Raw genomic sequence first — 20,318 nt, forward strand, 5'->3', positions numbered from 1 at the left:
CCTGCTCGGGAGCCTCGACGCCGGATGCGCCGCTGCCCATGCTCTTCACGTCGTTCGTCGCGGCGGCCATCACTGACCTGCTCGCAACTGGTCCGCCCCGTCGGCAAGCATCTCCTGTGCGAGCCGCTCCCCCAAGCCGACGGCGTTACCGACCGGTCCGGAGGCGGAGCGCCGGATGGCCACGGCGCCGTCGTCGGAGAGGACGACCGCGCGCAGCCACAGCTCGGCGGCGTCCTCGCCCTCGACGACCTCGCCGAGTGCGCCGATCGGTGCGGCGCAGCCACCCTCGAGGGTGGCCAGGACCTGGCGCTCCGCGGTGACGGCCGCGCGGGTGGGCGCGTCGTCGAGGCCGCCCAGCAGCGCGATCAGCTCGGCGTCGTCGCTACGGCACTCGATCGCCAGCGCGCCCTGACCGGGGGCCGGCAGCACCTGGATGGGGTCGAGGACCTCGGTGATCTCGTCGAGCCGCTCGATCCGGGCCATCCCGGCCCGGGCCAGCACGACCGCGTCGAACTCGCCGCTGGTGACCTTGCCGATGCGGGTGTCGACGTTGCCGCGCACCCCGCTGATCGCCAGGCCGAGGCCGAGCGCGTGCAGCTGGGCCGCGCGGCGCGGGGAGCCGGTGCCGACGCGGGCGCCGGCGGGCAGCTCGCCCAGCGTGAGGCCGTCGCGGGCGACGACCACGTCGCGCGGGTCCTCACGCGGCGGGATCGCGGCGAGGGTGACGCCGTCGTACGGGTAGGTCGGCAGGTCCTTGAGCGAGTGCACCGCCAGGTCGATCTCGCCGGCCAGGAGGGCGTCGCGCAGGGCGCTGACGTAGACGCCGGTCGGGGTGGAGGCGGTGATCGGAGTGCCGGCCTCCTGGGTGCGGTCACCCTCGGAGACGATCTCGATCAGCTCGACCTCGCGCCCCAGGGCGCGGATCATGTCCGCGACGTGGCCGGACTGCGTCATCGCCAGCTTCGAGCGACGGGTGCCGAGACGCAGTGCTCGGTCTGCCGGACGCGCGGTCACTTCTGCACCTCGCCGATGCCCGGGCGGGTAACCGCGGAGACGGCTTGCGGGTCGAGCGCGAAGAGCTCGGCCAGGGCGCGCTCGTAGGAGATCGCCCCGCCGTCGTTGGCCAGCTCCTTGACCCGGACGGTCGGCTCGTGGAGGAGCTTGTCGGCGACCCGGCGCACGGTGCGCAGCACCTCGTCGCGGGTGGCTCGGTCGAGGCCGGGCAGGCGCCCGTCGAGACGGGCCATCTCGGCGTCGACCACGGTGGTGGCCATGGAGCGCAGCGCGACCACGGTCGGGGTCACCTGGGCCTGGCGACGGGCCGCGAGGAAGGCGGTCACCTCCTGGGAGACGATGCCGCGCACGGCCAGCACCTCCTGGCCGGCCTCGGAGGCGTGCAGGTCGGTGGCGAGGGTGGCCAGGTCGATCAGCTCCGCGCCCGGGACGTCGTCGCAGGCGGGGTCGATGTCGCGGGTGAGCGCGAGGTCGATCAGTGCGACCGGCTTGGCGCCGATCATGTCGGGGGTGACGAGGTGGCCGCGGGCGCCGGCGCCGGCGATCACGATGTCGGCCTGCGCGATCTCGGCGGCGAGGGTGTCCATGGAGGCGGAGCGGGCGCCGTACTCGGTGGCGAGGCGCTCGGCCCGGTCGGCGGTGCGGCTGAGGACGACGACCTCGCCGGCGTTCATCCGGGAGACGGTGGCGGTGGCCAGACCGGCCATCGCGCCGGCGCCCAGGACCACCACGCGCAGCCCTGCGACCGGGCCGACGGTGGCACGGGCGCGCTCGAGCGCGGCGGTGACCAGGGAGGGCGCGGCCTTGTCGATGTCGGTCTCGGCATGGCTGCGCTTGCCGACCCGCAGGGCCTGCTGGAAGAGGGTGTTGAGGGCCGGTCCGACGGTGCCCAGCTCCTGGCCGAGCTGGAGCGCGGCGCGCGCCTGACCGAGGATCTGGCTCTCGCCGACCGCCATCGAGTCGAGGCCGGCGGTCACCTTGAACAGGTGCGAGACGGCGCCGTCGTCGTAGTGGACGTACAGGTGCGGCAGGACGTCCTCGACGCGCAGGTCGGCGTGACCGATCAGCAGGCGGGAGAGCTCCTCGACCGAGCCGTGGAAGCGGTCGACCTCGGAGTAGACCTCGAGCCGGTTGCAGGTGGCGATGACGGTGGCCTCGGTGACGTGCTCGGTGTGCGAGACCTCCTGGACGAGCTTGTGCAGCCCGTCGTTGTCGATCGCGAGCTGCTCGAGCAGCTGCACGGGGGCCGAGTTGTGGGAGATGCCGACGACGAGGACGCTCACAACATTGTTCCGTTCGCTCGCGCTGCCGCCGCTAGGGCCAGGTCCGATGTGCGCTGCGGTCCGCAGCGGCGGAAGACTTCGCTCACAGTGCCTGCACCGCCTTCCGCTGCTCGTGATAGGCGAGGATCTGGAGCTCGATGGAGAGATCGACCTTGCGCACGTCCACGCCCTCGGGGACGTTGAGCACGATCGGGGCGAAGTTGAGGATGCTCGAGATGCCGGCGTCGACCATCGCGTCGGCGACGCTCTGCGCGGCGACCGCCGGCACGGCGATGACGCCGATCGCGACGCCGTGCTCGGCCGCGATCGCGGGCAGGTCGGCGAAGGGGCGTACGGGGATGCCGGCGACGCTCGCCTCGGCCATCGCCGGGTCGGCGTCGAGCAGGCCCACGACGCGGAAGCCGCGGCTGCGGAAGCCGGAGAAGTTGGCCAGCGCGTGGCCGAGGTTGCCGATGCCGACGATGACGACGGGCCAGTCCTGGGTGCCGCCGATCTCGCGGGCGATCTGGTAGCGCAGGTAGTCGACGTCGTACCCGACGCCGCGGGTGCCGTACGAGCCCAGGTAGGAGAGGTCCTTGCGCAGCTTCGCGGAGTTGACCCCGGCCGCGGTGGCGAGCTCCTCGCTGGAGCAGACGCTGATCCCCTGGTCGGTCAGCGCGACGAGGGCACGGAGGTAGACCGGGAGTCGTGCCACGGTCGCCTCCGGGATGTCCCGGTTGCCGTCGCTGCTACGTGCGGTCACAGGTGTGCGCTCTCTACTTGCCACGCCACGGGTGGGGGCACATCACGGCCCGGGTTCGCCCAGCGGCCAGATCACTGTAGGAGTTTGTGAACGTGAGAACAAAACGCTCAGGAGAGCGCGGCACGCAGTCTCGCCTCGTCGACGCGCCAGAAGTCGTGCTGCCTGCCGTCGACCAGTGTGACGGGAATCTCCTCACCGTACCGCTCGCGCAGTGCGGGATCGTCGTCGATGGAGACCTCGGCGAAGCTCTCGCCCAGGTCGGCGCAGACCCGCTCGATGACGGCGCGGGCGTCGTCGCAGAGGTGACAGCCGGGGCGGGAGTAGAGGGTGATGCGTGCAACCACCCTCACAGTCTCCCCCACGCCCACACTCCCTCCCCCAGGCGCTGCGCGCCTGGCTCCCTCGCTCGCGGCCGACACCGGAGCTCGTTCCTCCCTCGTGCCGTCGCTCGCTCGGTCCCCTAGTCTCGTCGGCATGAGCGAGCGCAGCGAGCGAATCATCCAACGCAGCGCCCCTTGTGCCTCATGCGCGCACGGAGCGAAGCGAGTACGTGCATGAGTAGCGCTCGCGATCGCCAGCGTCGCCGTGACGAGCTGCGCCGCAAAGACCTGCAGCGCCGCTCCGTTCTTGCCGGGGAGGCCTCCGCGGCGGCCGCCGAGGTCGAGTCGGCACTGAGCACCTCGACCGGTCCGGCGAGCACCGCCGCCGCCTTCTTCGACGTCGACAACACGGTCATGCAGGGCGCCTCGATCTTCCACCTGGCGCGAGGTCTGCACCGCCGCAAGTTCTTCACCACCCGCGACATCGTCGGGGCGGCCTGGAAGCAGGCGTACTTCCGCTTCGTCGGGGTCGAGAACCCCGAGCACGTCGAGGCCGCCCGCAACTCCGCGCTCAGCTTCATCGCCGGTCACACCGTGCAGGAGCTCCAGGAGGTCGGCGAGGAGATCTTCGACGAGGCGATGGCGGACCGGATCTGGCCCGGCACGCGCGCACTGGCGCAGATGCACCTCGACCGCGGCGAGCGGGTCTGGCTGGTCACGGCCGCCCCGCTGGAGATCGCCCAGATCATCGCGCGTCGGCTCGGCCTGACCGGCGCGATGGGCACCGTCGCCGAGCACGTCGACGGGGTCTACACCGGGCAACTGGTCGGCGAGATGCTGCACGGCAGCGCGAAGGCCGAGGCCGTCAAGGCGCTGGCCGCCCGCGAGGGCCTCGACCTGAGCCAGTGCTCGGCCTACTCCGACTCCGCGAACGACCTTCCGATGCTCAGCCTGGTCGGGCACGCGACCGCGATCAATCCCGACGTCAGGCTGCGCCACCACGCCAAGGCCAACGGCTGGCAGATCCGCGACTACCGCACCGGCCGGAAGGCGGCGCGCGCCGGCTTCACCGCCGGCCTGATCGGCGGCGCGGCGGCGGGCGGCCTGGCAGCGGCGTCGGCCCTGCGCGAGAAGCGTCGCTGAGAAACCCTCCGGTTTGCGTCGGCCCTCGGGTACGCATGACACTCGGCCAGATCCGCATGGTCCGAATGGGCCAGATGATGGCCGGACCCCTGACAGACCTTGCACGGAAACGTAGAGTGACCTTCGTCCCAGGGGAATGACGGGGAGGGACCAGATGGCGCCGCGATACGGCACGGAGGTTGAGCGCGGACTCAACGCGCTTCGTGCTGCCGTCGCGGCCCTGCTGATGGAGCCGGCCACCGCCGGCGTTCCGGCGGGGATGCTCTGGTCCGAGGCCGCCACCGAGAAGGACGGCGCCGACCCGGCCAACCTACGCCCCCGGGATCCAGCCGACGACGAGGGCCCCGACGACGAGGCGCTCGCCGCCTCCTCCGAGGTCTCCGCGGCCGAGCGCACCCGGCTGATCGCCCTCGTCGAGCTGGCCCGCAAGGGCGACACCGATGCGTTCGGCCTGCTCTACGACCACTACCACACGGCGGTGTACCGCTTCCTCTTCTACCGCACGCGCTCCTCGACGCTGGCCGAGGACCTCACCTCGGAGACGTTCTTCCGGGCGCTGCGCTCGATGACCGGCTTCCGCTGGCAGGGCAAGGACTTCGGCGCCTGGCTGATGACCATCGCCCGCAACCTCGCCACCGACCACTTCAAGGCCGGCCGTACGCGCCTGGAGATGGCCACCGAGGACATGGGCCAGCACGACGACGCGACCGAGGGCCCCGAGTCCGCGGTGCTCGCCAGCCTGACCAACGAGGTGCTCCTCAAGGCGCTCGCCAAGCTCCCGGACGAGCAGCGCGACTGCGTCGTGATGCGCTTCCTGCAGGGTCTCTCGATCGCTGAGACCGCCGCCGTCCTCGGCCGCAGCGACGGTGCCGTCAAGCAGCTGCAGCTCCGGGGCGTGCGCAATCTGGCGAAGCTGATGCCGGAAGGGCTGCGTGGGTGATGCGACGCACGGAAGTTAAGTCTTCAACAACCGTAACCTTCGGGCTCCGGGAAACGTTATCGGTGTGGAACGGCACCACCCCGCCCGTTCCGCACCTGACCCACTTCACCCGAGTAGGACCACTGCGATGAGCCCGGCGTTCACCACACGCCGCCGCGCTGAGGAGTTCGACCGCCTGGTCGAGAGCACCTTGAGCGGCGCACCCGTCACCGAACCGGTGTCGGCCGACCTGGCCGAGCTGGCCGGCTTCGCTGCTGCGCTCAGCGCCGTGCCGGAGATCCAGCCCCGCCCCGCCTTCTCCGCTGCTCTGCGAGAGCGCCTGATGACCGCGGCGGTCACCGAGCTCGCCGCCGGCGGCGGCGACGCGATCACCGATCGCCTCACGGTCCGCAACAACCCGGTCCGCCGCAAGCACGAGCGCCGCATCACCGTCGGGCTGGCCTCGCTGGCCATCGTCGGCGCCAGCACCGGCACCGCGCTCGCCTCGCAGGGCTCCCTGCCCGGCCAGCCGCTCTACCCGGTGAAGCGCGCGATCGAGAACGTCCGCACCGGCTTCACCCCCAGCGACAGCGGCAAGGCCAGCGCCTTCCTCAGCGACGCCGACACCCGCCTCGACGAGGTCGCCCAGCTCTCCCGTGGCTCGGACGACGACGTCGCCCGGATCAACGACACCCTCAACAGCTTCGCCGACCAGGCCAAGAAGGCCTCCGACATCCTGCTGAGCGACTACCAGGAGCACCAGGACGCCGCCTCCATCGAGAAGCTGCACGCCTTCACCTCAGACAGCATCGACCAGCTGACCGTCCTCGAGCCGTTGCTGCCTGCCGGCGCCAAGGACGCGCTGACCGCGGCCGCCCAGGCGGTCCTGATGATCGACACCGCGGCCAGCAACCTCTGCCCGACCTGCGCGGGCAACCCGATCACCTCGATCCCCGAGACGCTGCTCGCCGCGACCTCCGACACGATCGGCACGATCGCGAAGTCGCTGCAGCCCCCGGCCGGCACCGGCAGCAGCACCGGGTCCGGCACGACCGGCGGCGGGAAGACGTCGCCCACGCTGCCCCACGTCCCGAGCAACGTCGGCCCGGCGAACGTCCTCCCGTCGCTGCTGCCGACCATCGGCAAGAGCGGCTCCGGCACGAGCACGGGCCAGGGCAGCACGCGGCCCACCTCGAAGCCCAGCACGATCGGCGGCGTCGTCCAGGGCGTCACCGGCGGTGTCGGGGACACCCTCGACGGGGTCACCGGCGGGCTGACCAACGGCCTGACCGATCAGCTCGACAACACGGTCGGCGGCGTCACGGGCGGGGTCGACGACCTCCTCGGCGGCCTCCTCGGCTCGACGAAGACCACCGCTCCCTGATCAGCGGAAGACGGACTGGCGCTGCATCAGCAGCGAGTAGAGCGTCTGCTGGATCGTCTCGCGCACCTGGTCGGTGACGTTGAAGACCAGCATCGGGTCCTCGGCCGCGCTGGCGTCGTACTCGTCGGTGCGGATCGGCTCGCCGAACTCCATCAGCCACTTCGACGGCAGCGGGATCGCACCCAGCGGGCCGAGCAGCGGGAAGAACGGCGTGATCGGCAGGTACGGGACGCCCATCGCCTTCGCGAGCGCGGGGATGTTGCCGACCAGCGGATAGATCTCCTCGGCGCCGACGACCGACAGCGGCACGATCGGCACGCCGGTCCGCAGGGCGGAGGAGACGAAGCCGCCGCGGCCGAACCGCTGCAGCTTGTAGCGCTCGCTATAGGGCTTGCCGATGCCTTTGAAGCCCTCCGGCCACACGCCGACGAGCTCGCCGCCGCGCAGCATCCGCTCGGCGTCCTCGGAGCAGGCCAGGGTGGCGCCGCCCTTGCGGGCCAGGGAGCCGACGATCGGCAGCCGGAAGACCAGATCCGCACCGAGCGGGCGCAGGGAGCGTCCGGCCAGGTCGTTGAGCATGACCATGGTCATCAGGCCGTCCATCGGCAGGGTGCCGGAGTGGTTGGAGACCACCAGCGCGCCACCCTCGGCCGGGACGTTCTCGAGGCCGCGGACCTCGATCCGGAACCACTTCTGCGCGACCGGGCGCAGCAGGCTGACCAGGAAGCGCTGGGTGAGCTCGGCGTCGAAGCCGTACTCGTCGACGACGTAGTCGCCGGTGACGCGGCGGCGCAGGAAGGCGAGGAAGCGGGCCAGCTGCGGCTCCCACTCCTCACCGAAGATCTCGCGCGCGGCGATGTCGAGCGCGGCCTGCCACTCGGCGAGCGGGATGTGCTTCAGCGGACCTCTGTCCTGCGTGTACGCGGGCGCCGCGGCCGCGGCGGGGGCAGCCTCAGCGGGCTCGATCACCGGCGCGGTCTCGCTCCCGGCCTCGGCCGGGGACTCCTCGACCGGATCGGGCGCGGGTGCGGGGCGCGCCTTCGGCTTCGCGAGCGCGCGCGCCGCGGCAGAGGGCGCCTGGCCGGTGCCCCGTCCAGGGCGGCCCCGGGTGCCGATCGGGATGATCTCGGCGTCACCCATCGAGACTCTCCTGCAAGGCGTGTTGAGCGCGTACGGAGGGCAGCTGCGCCTCGAGGGTGGCGAGTGCGCGGTCGACGCGGCCGCCGGTGGGGACGAGGTCCTGGGCGAAGTCGTCGAGCGCCGCAGCCGTGGAGTAGGTGGGCTCGAAGCCGAGCACCTCGCGGGTGCGGGTGGTGTCGATGCCGCGACCGAAGGTGAGCAGGGCGCGCAGCTCGGGCGAGACCTGAGCGACGTGGGCCGACTTGAGCAGGCCCAGCCCGAAGGAGGGCACCGGGAGCATCGGGCGCTGCAGGCGGCGGACCACCTGGGACAGCGGCATCACGCCGTCGCCGGCGAGGTTGAAGGTGCCGGCGACCTCCGAGCGCAGCACGTGGCCGAGTGCGCCGTAGAGGTCGTGCTCGTGCAGGAACTGCAGCCGCGGGTCGTAGCCGAGCCGGCGCGGGATGAGCGGCAGCCGCAGGTAGCTCGTCATCGGGCTCGTCACCTTGGGCCCGATGACGTTGGCGCAGCGCAGCGTCGTCACGCAGACGTCGGGGCGCCGGCGGGCGAAGCCGCGGACGTATCCCTCGATCTCGGCGACGTCCTTGGCGTAGCCGCCACCCGCGCGCCTGGTCTCCGAGGTCTCGGTGAACATCGCGGGGTCGCGGCTGCTGGCGCCGTAGACGTGGGCGGTCGACTTCACCACGAGGCTCTTGACCGTCGCCGACTTCTGGCAGGCAGCGAGGAGCTGCATGGTGCCGATGACGTTGAGCTCCTTCATCATCGATCGACCGCCACCGACGAGCGGGGTCGAGATGATGCTGAGGTGGACGACGGTGTCGACGTCCTCCTTGGCGATCACCTTGGCGATCACCGGATTGCGGATGTCGGCGCGGACGAACGACATCCCGCCGATGTCACCACCGGGCGGGACCACGTCGACGCCGATCACCCGGTCGACGTTCGGGTGAGCCGCGGCCGCGCGCGCAAACCTGCGACCGAGGTCTCGAGAGACCCCGGTGACGAGAACAACCCGCCCTGCGCTGGCCACTGGCTCTAACGCGAGATCAGTTGGATCCGAGCGTCACTTGCCGAGCTTGCGACGGGCAACACGCGTCTTCTTGAGCAGCTTGCGGTGCTTCTTCTTCGCCATCCGCTTGCGACGCTTCTTGATGACAGATCCCACGGAACAACCTTTCGACTGCACCGACGACCTTCGCCGGCGCCGGCGGATGCGACTCCACCGGTCGGGCCAGCCTATCGGGCGTGGCCAGAGGTGGCGGAATCGGGGATCAGCCGGCGTTGTAGAAGGAGTTCTTCAGGTAGTCGTTGGCGTCCTCTTCACGGACACGGAAGGAACGGCCGACGCGGACGGCCGGCATCTCGCCGCTGTGGACGAGGCGGTAGACGGTCATCTTGGAGACGCGCATCATCGCTGCGACCTCAGCAACCGTCAGGAACGTGCTGTCGGAGATGTCACCGGGCTTGTTGGCAGCCATCGTTTCCACGCTTTCTTCGCAACGCGCCATCGGCTTCCCCACCGATGAACATCACGCTGCACTGAGCGTGAGGTTAGTGCCCCCTGTGACTCGTGGGGAAGAGGAAACGGATGGTAATTTATCGCGTACGGCGTGTCGACTTGATTTCGTGGCGATTCGGGCCCATCGCCACCTCAGGGCAGCGGGTCGAGGCCCAACAGGGGGAAGACCGCCATACGGGTGGCGTTGACCTGCCGGTCCAGCCAGGTGTTCGGGTCGTAGCCCCTCGACCAGTCCCGATAAGCGGGCACCTTACCGTCGGTCATCAGCCTCGGCGCCTCCACCCCGGCCAGTTCCCGGACGTGCTCGCGCCATGCGCCCGGAACCTCGGTCGACGGGTCCACCGGCTCCCCGCTCGCGACCGCGAGCAGGTGGGTCCAGGCGCGGGGCACCACGTCGATCACGGCGTAGCCGCCACCGCCGAACGCGACCCACTTGCCCCCGCACACCTCGTGCGCGAGCGCGTGCAGCGCGACGTACGCGGCCCGCTGACCGTCGACGCTGAGCATCAGGTCGGCGAGCGGGTCCTCGGCGTGGGAGTCGCAGCCCTGCTGGGTGACCAGGATGTCGGGCTTGAACTCGCGGATCAGGTCCGGGACGACCGCGTGGAACGCGCGCAGCCAGCCGTGGTCTGCCGTTCCGGGCGGCAGCGCGACGTTGGCGGCGCTGCCCTGCGCGTCGCGCCCACCCACGTCGTCGGCGAAGCCGGTGCCCGGGAAGAGCATCTGGCCGGTCTCGTGCAGGCTGATGGTCAACACCCGTGGGTCGTCCCAGAAGACCCGCTCGACGCCGTCGCCGTGGTGGACGTCCACGTCGACATACGCGACGCGCTCCGCGCCGTGGTCGAGCAGCCACTGGATGCCGACGGCGACGTCGTTGTAGATGCAGAACCCGCTGGCCTTGCCGGGCATGGCGTGGTGCAGCCCGCCCATCGGGTTGACTGCATGGACGTTCTCGCCCGCCCAGACCCGGCGGCAGGCCTCGATGCTGGCGCCCACGATGTGGGCGCTGGCGTGGTGGATCTCCGGGAAGAGCGGGTTGTCCTCGGTGCCGAGGCCGAACTCGAGGTCGGGGCGCATGCTGGCGCCGGCCCGCTCGACGGCCTCGATGAACTGCGGGTCGTGCACGGTGACCAGCTGGTCGAGGGTCCCCATCGGGGCGGGGGCCACCTCGAGGCGGTCGAGGACGCCGAGGTCGCCGGCGAGGCGCATCGTCAGCGCCACCCGGACCGGTGCCATCGGGTGGGAGGGTCCGAAGTCGTACTCCCCCAGGCTGGCGTCGTAGACGACCGCCGCGCCCCCGGTGCACCCATCCATGGGGCTGACGGTACCTGTCACTCCCCGCGGCCGATCTCCCGCGAGCGGTCGCGGTTGGCCCGGGTGGCGTCGAGCAGGATCCCGCGCAGCCCGGCGCGCTCGAAGACGCGCAGCGCGGCGGCGGTGGTGCCGCCGGGCGAGGTGACGTTCTCCCGCAGCACCGCCGGGTGCTCGCCGGTCTCGCGCAGCATCAGCGACGAGCCGGCCAGGGTCTGATTGACCAGCTGGGTGGCGACCGCCCGGGTCATGCCGAGGTGCACGCCGGCCTCGACGAGGGACTCCGCGATGTAGAAGACGTAGGCCGGGCCCGAGCCGCTGATCGCCGCGGCGGCGTCGATCTGCGACTCGGGGACGATGACGACCTGACCGATCGCGGCCAGGATCTCCTCGGCGCGAGCGACCTGCTCGGGACGCGCATGCGAGCCGGCCGCGACCACCGACATCCCCTCCCCGATGAGGGAGGGCGTGTTGGGCATGACCCGGACGACGCCGACCCCGAGCGGCAGCGCGGCCTCGATCGAGGCGGTGGTCAGGCCCGCGGCCAGCGAGATGATCAGCTGCTCGGGGCGGATCGTGAGACCGGCCAGCACGTCGACGACCTGGTAGGGCTTCACGCCGAGGATCAGGACGTCGGCCTCGGCGGCCGCGCCGGCGGGGTCGAGCGCGGCGATGCCGTACGTCTCGGCGAGCTCGGCCGCACGCTCGGGCCGGCGGACGCCCGCCACGACGGTCTCGGGCGCGTGGCCGGCCTTCAGCAGCCCGGCCAGGACGGCCTCACCCATGTTGCCGACGCCGATGATCGCGATCGTGGAAGTCACACGCGAAGGTTAGCCGCGATCAGGGTGTACGGCGGCGCAGTGTCGCCGCGCCGAGGATCAGCAGAGCGACGGCGTACCCGAGGACGACCAGCAGATCCTGCGCGACCGCGGAATCGGCGGAGCCGACCGTGAGGTGCTGCATCGCGTCCACCGCGTAGGAGAGCGGCAGCACCTCGGAGATCGCGTGCAGCACACCCGGCAGCTGGTCGCGGGGCACGAAGAGACCGCACAGGAGGATCTGCGGCACGACGAGCGCGGGCATGAACTGGACCGCCTGGAACTCGGTGTTCGCGAACGCGGAGACGAACAGGCCGAGGGCCGTGCCGAGGACCGCGTCGGCCACCGCCACCACGAGCAGCACGCCGACCGAGCCGTGCACCTCCATCCCGAGCAGGCCGACCGAGACGCCGACGGCGGCGCCGGACTGCACCGCGGCGAGCAGCCCGAAGGCGAGCCCGTAGCCGAGGAGGAAGTCGAGCTTGCCCAACGGCATCGCGAGCAGCCGCTCGAGCGTGCCCGAGGCGCGCTCGCGCAGCGTGGTCACCGAGGTGATCAGGAACATCACCACGAACGGGAAGATCGCCAGCAGCGCCGGGCCGGTGCGGTCGAACGGCGAGGGGCTCGGCACCTCGCGGAACATCCACCACAGCAGCGCCATCAGCGCGCAGGGGATGACGACGAGCATGGCCAGGGTGCGCGGGTCGCGGCGCACCTGCTGCAGCACACGCAGGGCGACGGCCAGCGTGCGGGTGGGGGTCACGACTCCACCAGCGTCAGGAACGCCGACTCGATGTCGGCGGTGCCGGCGTGCTGCTTGATCGCATCCGGGGTGTCGGCGGCGATGATCGCGCCCTCGCGCATCAGGAGCAGCTGATCGCAGCGGTCCGCCTCGTCCATCACGTGGCTGCTGACCAGGACGATCGCACCGTCGTCGGCGAGCCGGTGGAAGAGCGCCCACAGGTCACGGCGCAGCACCGGGTCCAGGCCGACGGTCGGCTCGTCGAGGACCAGGACGTCGGGGCGGCCCAGCAGCGCGACGGCGAGGGAGGCGCGCGAGCGCTCGCCGCCGCTCATCCGGCCGACGACGTGGTGGCGCTGGGCGCCGAGGTCGACCGCCTCGATGACGCGGCTGGTCTCCTCGGGCGCGACTCCGAGCACGCGGGCGAAGAAGCGCAGGTTCTCCGCGAGGGTGAGGTCGTCGTACACGCTGGCGGCCTGGGTGACGTACCCGATCCGCCGGCGCAGCGCCGCCGACCCGGCCGGCTCGCCGAGCACCGTGACCGTGCCGCCGTGGATGCGCTGGACGCCGACGATCGCGCGCAGCAGCGTCGACTTGCCGCACCCGGACGGGCCGAGCAGGCCGGTCACGCCCGGACCGACGTCGAGGCCGAGGCCGTCGAGCACGGCACGGCCCCCACGCCGTACGACCAGGCCCGCGATCTCGATGGTCATGGTCGGAAGTGCTCGCGCGCGAACTCCAGCGACTCGCGCAGGTCGGCCTCGCGCTCGGCCTTGGTGGCTGCCTTGCGGGTGTTGATCTCGAGCACGATCTCGCCGTCGAACCCACTGGTGGCGAGGTGGCGCAGGAAGGCGGCGGCGTTCATGTCGCCGCGCCCGGGGACCAGGTGCTGGTCCTTGGCGCCGTCGGTGCCGTCGGTCAGGTGGATGTGGCGCAGGGTCGGGCCGAGCCGCCTGGCCATCTCGATGACGTCGTCCTGGGCGATCGCGGCGTGCGAGAGGTCGATCGTGGTCGACGCGTAGTCCTCGGTCGAGGGGTCCCAGTGCGGGAGGTACATCTGCATGGAGCGCTTGGAGGCGCGCCACGGGTACATGTTCTCGACGGCGAAGTAGAGGCCGGTGTTGGCCTCCATCTTCGCGATCCCCTCGACGAAGCCGGCGGCGTACTCGCGCTGCCAGCGGAACGGCGGGTGCACCACCACGGTGCCGGCACCGACGGCGTGCGCCATCTCGGCCGAGCGCTCGAGCTTGCCCCACGGGTCGGTGCCCCAGACCCGCTGGGTGAAGAGCAGACACGGTGCGTGCACCGCCGAGATCGGGACGCCGTGGTGGTCGCTGAGCTGCTGCACGGCCGAGGTCTGCTGGGACAGCGCATCGACGCCGACCATCACCTCGACGGCGTCGTAGCCGACGGAGCGGGCGTACGCGAACGCGTGCGCGGTCGACTCCGGATAGACCGAGACGGTGGAGAGGCCGATGCGGGTCATCACTGTCCTTTTCGGTGCCTAGCGGAGGCGGACGCTCATCTGGTCGAGCCGTTCCAGGATGACGCCCTCACGCAACGCCCAGGGACAGATCTCCAGCGCCGGGAGGTCGAAGATGTCCATGCAGGCCTCCGCGACGAAGGCGCCCGGCAGGATCTGGTGGGCGCGGTCGGCGCTGACGCCGGGCAGGTCGGAGAGCTCGCGGCGCGACATGGCGACGAGCTTGGGGATCCAGGTGCGCAGCTCGGCCAGGGGCAGCTGGCGCGGCACCAGCGGGCCCTCGCCGCTGGAGGCGGCGCCGCAGATCCGGGCCAGGCTGCGGAACGTCTTGGAGGTGGCCACCGCCTTGTCCGACGACCCGGCGCGGATCAGGTGGCCGGCGTCCTGGGCGATCGAGGCGCGGATCCGCTTGCGCAGCTCCTTGATGACCTCCTCGTTCGGCGCGTGCTCGGCGTCGGCGAAGTAGGTGGAGGCGAGGCGGGCCGCACCCAACGGGAGCGACCACGCCACGTCCGGGGCCTCGTCGGCGCCGCCGGCGAGCTCGAGGGAGCCGCCGCCGATGTCGAAGACCGCGAGCCGGCCGGCGGACCAGCCGAACCAGCGGCGTACGGCCAGGAACGTCAGGCGGGCCTCGTCCTCGCCGGCCAGGACGTCGATGGTCACGCCGGTCTGCTCGCGGACGTGGTCGAGGACCTCGTGGGAGTTGACCGCCTCCCGGACGGCCGAGGTGGCGAAGGAGAGCATCTCCGCGCAGCCCTTGTCCTCGGCCAGGCTCAGCGAGTCGGCGGTGAACCGGGTGAGGGCGTCGATGCCCGCCTCGGTGACCGCGCCGCTCTCGTCGAGGTGCTCGGCGAGGCGCAGCGGCTGCTTGTAGGAGTGCGCCGGAAGGGGGGCCGCGCCGCCGTGCGCATCGACCACGAGCAGGTGACCGGTGTTGGAGCCGATGTCGAGCACACCCAGACGCATGGGTGCCACGCTACCGGTCGCGGCGGTTCTCGCCCGTCACACCGGCAGCGTCACCAGGAAGCGGCAGCCCGCCGCGCCGCTGAGGTTGTGCACCTCGACCCTGCCCCGATGCGCCTCGACGATGCCCTTGACGATGGCGAGGCCCAGGCCGGCGCTCTGGCCGGCCAGGTCGGTGCTGGGCGTACGAGCGCTCGATCCGCGCCAGCCCAGATCGAAGACCCGCTCCATGTCGCCGGGGTCGAGACCGCCGCAGCCGTCGCTCACGCTGAGCTCGATGCCCGCCGGTACGGTCCGGGCGCTGATCTCGACCGTGCCGTCCGCCGGCGTGTGCCGGATCGCGTTGATCAGCAGGTTCGACACGACCCGGGAGAGTCCGGCGGGGTCCGCCGTGACCTGCAGCCCGACGTCGATGCGTCCGCCGATCCGCACGCTGCGCCCCTCGGCCAGCACGTCGGCGCCCGCGATCGCCTCGCTGACCAGGTCCCCCACGTCGACGGTCTCGGGCGTCAGCTGGAAGACGCCGGCATGGATGCGGGAGAGCTCGAAGAGGTCGTCCACCATCGCGGCCATCCGGTCCACATCCGCCCTGATCTGCCGGTGGAAGCGCGACGGGTCGGCCGCGATGCCGTCCTCGAGCGCCTCGGCCATCGCCCGCAGACCGGCCAACGGGGTGCGCAGGTCGTGCGAGACCCAGGAGACCAGCTCCCGGCGGGACTCCTCCAGCCGCAGCGCGCGCAACCGGCTCTCCTCCAGCCGCTGCTGCGCCTCGGCGAGCTCGGCCGAGAGCACGCGCAGCTCGCGCGGCACCTGACCCGGCACCACCGGCGTCGCGCCCGGCCCGAGGGCGCGGACCTGTTCGCGCAGCCCGCTCGACCAGACGCCCACCGTCCGGCCGACCACGAGAGCGACCAGGATGCCCACCACCGCGGAGACGCTGCTCACCACCGTCATCACCAGCAGGTCGTGGGAGGAGAGGAACATCAGGCGGGCGATGGCCAGGGCGCCGGCGTAGCTGCCGAGGGCGGCCACCGCTGCGACGACCAGCACGTGCCAGGTCAGCGAGCGGCGGCGGATCGCCCACGCCAGCGCGAGGCCGGCGGCACCGACGGCCACCGCGCACAGCGCTGCTACCCAGATGATCTCCCAGACGTCACCGGCTGTCATGGACTCGCCTCCCAGCGGTAGCCGACGCCCCAGACGGTGACCAGCCGCTCGGGACGCGTCGGGTCCTTCTCGATCTTCTCGCGCAGCCGCCGCACGTGGACCGTCACGGTCGAGCGGTCGCCGATGGTCCATCCCCAGACGTGCTGGAGCAGGTCCTCGCGGGTGTAGGCCACCCCCGGGTGCGCGAGCAGGAAGCGGAGCAGCGCGAACTCCCGGACGGTCAGCGCGAGGGGTGCACCCGCCAGCGTCGCCGCGTGCTGATCACCGTCGACGACCAGGTCACCGTCACGGACCACCCCCGCGGAGACCGTGCCGCCGGCGGTGCGGCGCAGCACCGAGTCCACCCGCAGGGCGAGCTCGCGGGGGCTGAAGGGCTTGCCGACGTAGTCGTCGGCGCCGAGCTCCAGACCCATCACACGCTCGGTCTCTCGGCCCAGCGCGGTCAGCATGATGATCGGGACGTCACCGCTCACCCGCATCCGCCGCGTCACCTCCAGACCGTCGATGCCCGGGAGCATCAGGTCGAGCACCACGAGGTCGGCACGGCGCGCCGCCATCAACCGCAGCGCCTCCTCCCCGTCCCCGGCCTCGACCACGTCGTGGTGGTGGGCGCGCAGGTAGGACGTCAGCACCTCGCGGACGGTGACGTCGTCATCGACGACCAGGACCAATGCCATCGCGCCACCTCCCCCGTGCTCGGCCGATCCGAGCAGCCATCGCGCCGACGCCGTACGCCAGCACGATCACGATGCTCGCACCGAGCCAGCCTGACACGTAGTCGCGATCGAGCAGGGTGTGGTTGAGGCCCCCGTCCCCGGAGCGACCGAGGACGGCGAAGCCGCCCACGGTCAGGGAGACCAGCACGATGCCGAGGCTGGCCAGCGCCGTCGCCACCGCCTGGGGGAACAGTCGAGACACGAGCCATCCGAGCGCCGCCACCAGCGGCGCGAAGATCGCGTCGTGCAGGATGAGGCCCACGAGCGCCCAGGTCGCCGCCTGGCGCAGCTGGGCGAGGGTCTGCCAGTGCTGGAGCAGCCAGGCGCCGTACCCCAGCAGACCCGCGCCGAGCAGCACGAGGACCACCCGTGTCGTGCGCATCAGAGCACCTCGATCCGGGAGATCCACTTGGTCTGCAGCGTTCCCGGGCTGTTGGGCGAGATGATGCGGGCCGGGTAGCCGTGATCGAGCGAGAGCGTCTGACCGTCGAGCATCAGGGCCACCAGGGTGCGATCGTCATCGACGAAGGGGGCGTGCAGCACGACGTGGCGGTCCGGTCCGCGCTCCTGCAGCGAGGTGATCTCGACGGCGTGTCCCCGGGGCGCGCCGACGTGATCGAGGAGAGCCCGCAGCCGGACGCCCGTCCACGTGCCGTCGGCGCTCCAGCCCTCGACGCACGCGATCGGCAGGGTGTGCGTCGACTGCGGGAGCGCGGCGAGCTCGCCACGCGCGAGCCTCGTCACCTGGCTCCCCACCACCACCTCGCACCGGTAGTCGGCGCTGGTCGCCGCGGCGACGACGTCGACCTGTCGGGCGGTGCGGTTGATCGGGATGCCGGAACGGCGCGAGCGTGGGGAGAGCACGGCAAGGCGACCCAGGCCGCGGATCGTGCCGGCCGAGGTGGTGCTCGCCACCACGGTCACGGCGGCGGCCAACCACGTGCTGCGCAGCAGGGCGCGCCGGCTCAGCATGCCGGGATGGCGTGCCGAGGGACGGTCCGCGGCGGTCTCGTCGACGTCACCGGCGAGGACGCTGCGTACGAGCGGGAGCTTCACCCCGAGGTGGACCAGCAGGGCCCCGATCACGACCCAGGCGAGCCCGTAGTGGATCCGTTTGAAGTTGAAGTCCCAGGCGTACCACTGAGCCACGTTCATCACCCCGATCCCCAACTCGAGGATCGCCCCGGCGACGAGCACGCCGATCGCGGCGCGCTCGAGCAGCACCGGTACGAGCAGCCGGAGGCGCCGTTGCGGCCAGGGCTGGAACAACCGCGGATAGACCGACCACAGCTTCACCAGCAACAACGGGACCGCGGCGGTGCCGGCCACCACGTGCACAGCCTGCGTGACGCGGTATCCCCAGGCCGGCCACGGGCCCAGCGGCACCGGCTGGTGCGGCGCCTGCGCGTAGTGACTGATGATGCCGGTGACGAAGGCGAGGCCGAAGCAGATGCCGAGCCACACGCCGACGCGCGTCGCCACCGCGGCGCTGCGCAGCCGGGAGCCGAACCAGTCCTCGCTCGGCCGCGGCACCCGCCAGCGACGCGCGCTCATCGGTCCCGCTCCTGCAGCACGACCACCCAGCGCTCGCGATCGAGGCGATGCCGGCCGATCTCCACCAGCCCCGCGGCCGCGGCCACCGGGGCCACGTCGCCCAGGCCGAGGATCGCCCACGGGAAGTGACCGCTGGCCGAGCAGTCGCACTCCAGGCGCGCCAGGAGACGGGTCGAGCGCACGTGCTCGGATGCCACCTCGACGACCACCCGTCCACCGGCGCCCACCAGGCGCCGCACGCGAGCCAGCAGCGTCACCGGATCGCCCCCGATGCCGACGTTCCCGTCGGCCAGCAGTGCGGTGTCCCAGCGCCCCTCGCCGGGGAGCCGGTCGAAGAGGTCGCGTCGCAGCGCGACGCCACCCCGGCGACGGGTCTGCAGGACCGCCTCGTACACGACGTCGACGCCGAGTACGCAGTGGCCGCGCTCGCCCAGCTCCACCGTCAGCCGGCCGGGGCCACATCCGAGGTCGATCGTGGCGCCCTCGCACAGGTCGAGCATCGCCTGATCCCCGTCGTCGACCGGCCGGGCCCACTCCTCGATCGGCACGCGGAGCGGATCCTGTCCGGGAGCCGTGAAGAAGCAGGCCTCGCCCCGCAGTGCGTGCGCGAAGACCTCGGCCACCTCGATGCGCGGCAGGGTGCTCATGCCACCGCCTCCCACGGCGCGGTCAGCGCACAGCGGCTCCAGGGCGCCTGCTCAGCGACCGCGACCAGGTCCTCGAGCCGGTCGACGTCGGTGAGGACCTCGCCGACGCCCACGCTCAGCCCGGCACCGAGGAGCGCCGTACGGGTGTCGCGGTAGGTGTGTGGCGTCGACATCTCCACGTCCCGCAGCACTGCGGCGACACGGCCGGTGCGGAGTGCGAGTGCCCACCAGCCGCCGTCGGCGGCGGGTGCCAGGACCGCGTCGCTGCTCGCCAGCCCTGCGGCGGTGCGGTGCAGCAGGTCGGCCGTGAGCTGCGGGGTGTCCATGCCCACCTGCAGCACCGGTCCGGTCACGTCCGCGTGGGCGCGGGCGAGCCGCTCGCCCAGACCCCTCCCGCGTTGCGGCACCACGGTCCAGCCGCTCAAGGCGTCGCGGATCTCGGCACCCCTCACCGCGCCCCGCAGGTCGCCCTCCAGGGCGAGGCGGCAGGAGGTCGCCCCGACGGTGGCGACGCAGGCGTCGATCGTGTCGAGCAGTGCTGCCGCCGCCACGATCGCGGCGGCGTCGTGCCCGCCGCGCAGGTCGGCCGCGAGCCGGGTCTTGACCCGGCCCGGCACCGGCGCCTTGGCGAGCACCAGCAGCGTGAGGCCCGCCGCCTGTCCCGTCGTCGTCATGCCAGGACCCGCCAGAAGTCGCGGGCGGTCCGGAGCGTCCCGCGTACGGACCCCGACACCTTCGAGCGGGTGCCCGCCGTGCGCGGGTGGTAGGCGATGTCGACCTCCTCGATCCGCCAGCCCGCCCGGGCCGCCCGATCCAGCAGCTCGACGGGATAGCCCATCCCCCGGTCCACGACGCCGAGCTCGAGAAGTGCCTCTCGACGCGCCACCCGCAACGGCCCGATGTCGCGGACCGCGAGCCCGAGCCGGCGACGCAGCCAGGCCAGCACGAGCACGTTGCCGAGCCGGGCGTGCCACGGCCACACGCCGCGCCGCGTCGGCACCCGCCGGCCCATGGCGAGGTCGACCGCGCCGTCGCGGACCAGGGCGAGCAGCGGCTCGATCGCGTCCGGGTCGATCGAGCCGTCGCCGTCGAGCACGGCGACATACGGAGCGCTCGCCGCGACCAGCCCGGCGTGGACGGCGGCGCCGTACCCCCGTTGCGGCTCGCTGATCACGCGCGCGCCGGAGGCGGCCGCGACCGCGGCGGTGTCGTCCCGCGAGCCGTTGTCGACCACGATCACGCGGGCGGTCCCCGGCATGCGCGGCAGCAGCAGCCGGAGCGCAGGGCCCTCGTCGAGGCACGGCAGGACGATGTCGCAGTCGCGGAGATCAGTGCGGGAATCGGGCATGTCCTCACCGTAGGAACGCCGACGGCCGTACAGGGCCGGCAATCCTTACGGTCCGATGACGGCCCCTTCGCCAGGCCCGTGAAGGGGCGTCGCCGTCCCTAGGGT

24 protein-coding genes are annotated in these 20,318 nt (G+C 72.0%); 3 read left to right on the forward strand and 21 right to left on the reverse strand.

Annotated elements, in window-relative coordinates; translation table 11 throughout:
- Positions 1–69: 69 nt before the first annotated feature.
- From hemC to KSO98_RS01640, 4 genes are all read right to left on the reverse strand, one after another.
- Entirely contained in the window at positions 70–1,014 is a 945-nt protein-coding gene (hemC, locus tag KSO98_RS01625; RefSeq protein WP_225283053.1) for a hydroxymethylbilane synthase, read from the reverse strand.
- Positions 1,011–2,297 carry a glutamyl-tRNA reductase gene (locus KSO98_RS01630; protein ID WP_225283054.1) on the reverse strand — a complete coding sequence of 429 codons (1,287 nt, stop codon included), beginning with the start codon at positions 2,295–2,297 and terminating at the stop codon, positions 1,011–1,013. The genes hemC and KSO98_RS01630 overlap by 4 nt, the downstream gene beginning before the upstream one ends.
- A gap of 82 nt (positions 2,298–2,379) precedes the next feature.
- Positions 2,380–3,039: a redox-sensing transcriptional repressor Rex gene (locus tag KSO98_RS01635; protein WP_225283055.1), complete on the reverse strand. Its 660-nt coding sequence runs from the start codon at positions 3,037–3,039 to the stop codon at positions 2,380–2,382.
- A gap of 107 nt (positions 3,040–3,146) precedes the next feature.
- The gene (locus tag KSO98_RS01640; RefSeq protein WP_225283056.1) at positions 3,147–3,383 is read right to left on the reverse strand and encodes a glutaredoxin family protein; all 237 of its coding nucleotides are present in this window, start codon (positions 3,381–3,383) and stop codon (positions 3,147–3,149) included.
- Positions 3,384–3,593: 210 nt separating this feature from the next.
- Here KSO98_RS01640 and KSO98_RS01645 point away from each other — a divergent pair, with 210 nt between their 5' ends.
- From KSO98_RS01645 to KSO98_RS01655, 3 genes are all read left to right on the forward strand, one after another.
- Positions 3,594–4,502 (forward strand): HAD family hydrolase, encoded by a 909-nt coding sequence (locus KSO98_RS01645; protein WP_225283057.1) that lies wholly within the window; start codon positions 3,594–3,596, stop codon positions 4,500–4,502.
- A 154-nt stretch (positions 4,503–4,656) separates the two neighbouring features.
- Entirely contained in the window at positions 4,657–5,442 is a 786-nt protein-coding gene (locus tag KSO98_RS01650; protein WP_225283059.1) for a sigma-70 family RNA polymerase sigma factor, read from the forward strand.
- A 127-nt stretch (positions 5,443–5,569) separates the two neighbouring features.
- On the forward strand, positions 5,570–6,805 hold the full coding sequence (locus KSO98_RS01655) for a DUF5667 domain-containing protein (protein ID WP_225283060.1): 1,236 nt from the start codon (positions 5,570–5,572) through the stop codon (positions 6,803–6,805).
- Here KSO98_RS01655 and KSO98_RS01660 read toward each other — a convergent pair whose 3' ends face one another.
- The 17 genes from KSO98_RS01660 to KSO98_RS01740 all read right to left on the reverse strand — a co-directional run bounded on the left by KSO98_RS01660 (position 6,806) and on the right by KSO98_RS01740 (position 20,213).
- A complete protein-coding gene (locus KSO98_RS01660; RefSeq protein ID WP_225283061.1) occupies positions 6,806–7,945 on the reverse strand; it encodes a lysophospholipid acyltransferase family protein in 1,140 nt (379 codons plus the stop codon).
- Positions 7,938–8,975: an NAD-dependent epimerase/dehydratase family protein gene (locus tag KSO98_RS01665; RefSeq protein WP_225283062.1), complete on the reverse strand. Its 1,038-nt coding sequence runs from the start codon at positions 8,973–8,975 to the stop codon at positions 7,938–7,940. The genes KSO98_RS01660 and KSO98_RS01665 overlap by 8 nt, the downstream gene beginning before the upstream one ends.
- A 33-nt stretch (positions 8,976–9,008) precedes the next feature.
- Positions 9,009–9,110: a 30S ribosomal protein bS22 gene (locus tag KSO98_RS01670; protein WP_017933175.1), complete on the reverse strand. Its 102-nt coding sequence runs from the start codon at positions 9,108–9,110 to the stop codon at positions 9,009–9,011.
- 106 nt (positions 9,111–9,216) lie between these two features.
- A complete protein-coding gene (locus KSO98_RS01675; protein ID WP_225283063.1) occupies positions 9,217–9,423 on the reverse strand; it encodes a helix-turn-helix domain-containing protein in 207 nt (68 codons plus the stop codon).
- Between the two features lie 173 nt (positions 9,424–9,596).
- Positions 9,597–10,778, reverse strand: coding sequence for an acetoin utilization protein AcuC (locus KSO98_RS01680; RefSeq protein WP_225283064.1), 1,182 nt, complete (start codon positions 10,776–10,778; stop codon positions 9,597–9,599).
- Between the two features lie 17 nt (positions 10,779–10,795).
- Positions 10,796–11,596 (reverse strand): pyrroline-5-carboxylate reductase, encoded by an 801-nt coding sequence (gene proC / locus KSO98_RS01685; RefSeq protein ID WP_225283065.1) that lies wholly within the window; start codon positions 11,594–11,596, stop codon positions 10,796–10,798.
- Positions 11,597–11,615: 19 nt separating this feature from the next.
- Positions 11,616–12,356, reverse strand: coding sequence for an ABC transporter permease (locus KSO98_RS01690; RefSeq protein WP_225283066.1), 741 nt, complete (start codon positions 12,354–12,356; stop codon positions 11,616–11,618).
- Positions 12,353–13,048 carry an ABC transporter ATP-binding protein gene (locus KSO98_RS01695; protein WP_225283068.1) on the reverse strand — a complete coding sequence of 232 codons (696 nt, stop codon included), beginning with the start codon at positions 13,046–13,048 and terminating at the stop codon, positions 12,353–12,355. Before KSO98_RS01695 ends, KSO98_RS01690 begins: the two co-directional genes overlap by 4 nt.
- A complete protein-coding gene (locus tag KSO98_RS01700; RefSeq protein ID WP_225283070.1) occupies positions 13,045–13,821 on the reverse strand; it encodes a sugar phosphate isomerase/epimerase family protein in 777 nt (258 codons plus the stop codon). The genes KSO98_RS01695 and KSO98_RS01700 overlap by 4 nt, the downstream gene beginning before the upstream one ends.
- Before the next feature lie 18 nt (positions 13,822–13,839).
- Positions 13,840–14,784, reverse strand: coding sequence for a Ppx/GppA family phosphatase (locus KSO98_RS01705; RefSeq protein WP_225283071.1), 945 nt, complete (start codon positions 14,782–14,784; stop codon positions 13,840–13,842).
- Between the two features lie 36 nt (positions 14,785–14,820).
- Complete coding sequence (locus KSO98_RS01710) at positions 14,821–15,948, reverse strand: sensor histidine kinase (protein WP_225283073.1); 1,128 nt, start codon at positions 15,946–15,948, stop codon at positions 14,821–14,823.
- Positions 15,945–16,625, reverse strand: a complete 681-nt coding sequence (locus KSO98_RS01715) for a response regulator transcription factor (protein WP_225283074.1) — start codon at positions 16,623–16,625, stop codon at positions 15,945–15,947. The genes KSO98_RS01710 and KSO98_RS01715 overlap by 4 nt, the downstream gene beginning before the upstream one ends.
- Positions 16,600–17,046, reverse strand: a complete 447-nt coding sequence (locus tag KSO98_RS01720; RefSeq protein ID WP_225283075.1) for a hypothetical protein — start codon at positions 17,044–17,046, stop codon at positions 16,600–16,602. The genes KSO98_RS01715 and KSO98_RS01720 overlap by 26 nt, the downstream gene beginning before the upstream one ends.
- Complete coding sequence (locus KSO98_RS01725; protein ID WP_225283076.1) at positions 17,046–18,218, reverse strand: molybdopterin-dependent oxidoreductase; 1,173 nt, start codon at positions 18,216–18,218, stop codon at positions 17,046–17,048. Before KSO98_RS01725 ends, KSO98_RS01720 begins: the two co-directional genes overlap by 1 nt.
- A complete protein-coding gene (locus KSO98_RS01730; protein ID WP_225283077.1) occupies positions 18,215–18,865 on the reverse strand; it encodes a class I SAM-dependent methyltransferase in 651 nt (216 codons plus the stop codon). The genes KSO98_RS01725 and KSO98_RS01730 overlap by 4 nt, the downstream gene beginning before the upstream one ends.
- Complete coding sequence (locus tag KSO98_RS01735; protein WP_225283078.1) at positions 18,862–19,539, reverse strand: TIGR04282 family arsenosugar biosynthesis glycosyltransferase; 678 nt, start codon at positions 19,537–19,539, stop codon at positions 18,862–18,864. Before KSO98_RS01735 ends, KSO98_RS01730 begins: the two co-directional genes overlap by 4 nt.
- Entirely contained in the window at positions 19,536–20,213 is a 678-nt protein-coding gene (locus KSO98_RS01740) for a glycosyltransferase family 2 protein (RefSeq protein ID WP_225283079.1), read from the reverse strand. The genes KSO98_RS01735 and KSO98_RS01740 overlap by 4 nt, the downstream gene beginning before the upstream one ends.
- Positions 20,214–20,318: the final 105 nt, after the last annotated feature.

Origin of the sequence: Nocardioides nematodiphilus (assembly GCF_020216525.1) — a bacterium.
GTDB classification, from domain to species: Bacteria; Actinomycetota; Actinomycetes; order Propionibacteriales; family Nocardioidaceae; genus Nocardioides; species Nocardioides nematodiphilus.

What these genes read in the sequence shown, in the direction of transcription:
- KSO98_RS01645 (WP_225283057.1), top strand. Translation starts at nt 3,594, where the DNA reads ATGAGTAGCGCTCGCGATCGCCAGCGTCGCCGTGACGAGCTGCGCCGC.
- KSO98_RS01650 (WP_225283059.1), top strand. Translation starts at nt 4,657, where the DNA reads ATGGCGCCGCGATACGGCACGGAGGTTGAGCGCGGACTCAACGCGCTT.
- KSO98_RS01655 (WP_225283060.1), top strand. Translation starts at nt 5,570, where the DNA reads ATGAGCCCGGCGTTCACCACACGCCGCCGCGCTGAGGAGTTCGACCGC.
- KSO98_RS01660 (WP_225283061.1), bottom strand. Translation starts at nt 7,945, where the DNA reads ATGGGTGACGCCGAGATCATCCCGATCGGCACCCGGGGCCGCCCTGGA.
- KSO98_RS01675 (WP_225283063.1), bottom strand. Translation starts at nt 9,423, where the DNA reads ATGGCTGCCAACAAGCCCGGTGACATCTCCGACAGCACGTTCCTGACG.
- KSO98_RS01680 (WP_225283064.1), bottom strand. Translation starts at nt 10,778, where the DNA reads ATGGATGGGTGCACCGGGGGCGCGGCGGTCGTCTACGACGCCAGCCTG.
- KSO98_RS01695 (WP_225283068.1), bottom strand. Translation starts at nt 13,048, where the DNA reads ATGACCATCGAGATCGCGGGCCTGGTCGTACGGCGTGGGGGCCGTGCC.
- KSO98_RS01700 (WP_225283070.1), bottom strand. Translation starts at nt 13,821, where the DNA reads ATGACCCGCATCGGCCTCTCCACCGTCTCGGTCTATCCGGAGTCGACC.
- KSO98_RS01705 (WP_225283071.1), bottom strand. Translation starts at nt 14,784, where the DNA reads ATGCGTCTGGGTGTGCTCGACATCGGCTCCAACACCGGTCACCTGCTC.
- KSO98_RS01710 (WP_225283073.1), bottom strand. Translation starts at nt 15,948, where the DNA reads ATGACAGCCGGTGACGTCTGGGAGATCATCTGGGTAGCAGCGCTGTGC.
- KSO98_RS01715 (WP_225283074.1), bottom strand. Translation starts at nt 16,625, where the DNA reads ATGGCATTGGTCCTGGTCGTCGATGACGACGTCACCGTCCGCGAGGTG.
- KSO98_RS01720 (WP_225283075.1), bottom strand. Translation starts at nt 17,046, where the DNA reads ATGCGCACGACACGGGTGGTCCTCGTGCTGCTCGGCGCGGGTCTGCTG.
- KSO98_RS01725 (WP_225283076.1), bottom strand. Translation starts at nt 18,218, where the DNA reads ATGAGCGCGCGTCGCTGGCGGGTGCCGCGGCCGAGCGAGGACTGGTTC.
- KSO98_RS01730 (WP_225283077.1), bottom strand. Translation starts at nt 18,865, where the DNA reads ATGAGCACCCTGCCGCGCATCGAGGTGGCCGAGGTCTTCGCGCACGCA.
- KSO98_RS01735 (WP_225283078.1), bottom strand. Translation starts at nt 19,539, where the DNA reads ATGACGACGACGGGACAGGCGGCGGGCCTCACGCTGCTGGTGCTCGCC.
- KSO98_RS01740 (WP_225283079.1), bottom strand. Translation starts at nt 20,213, where the DNA reads ATGCCCGATTCCCGCACTGATCTCCGCGACTGCGACATCGTCCTGCCG.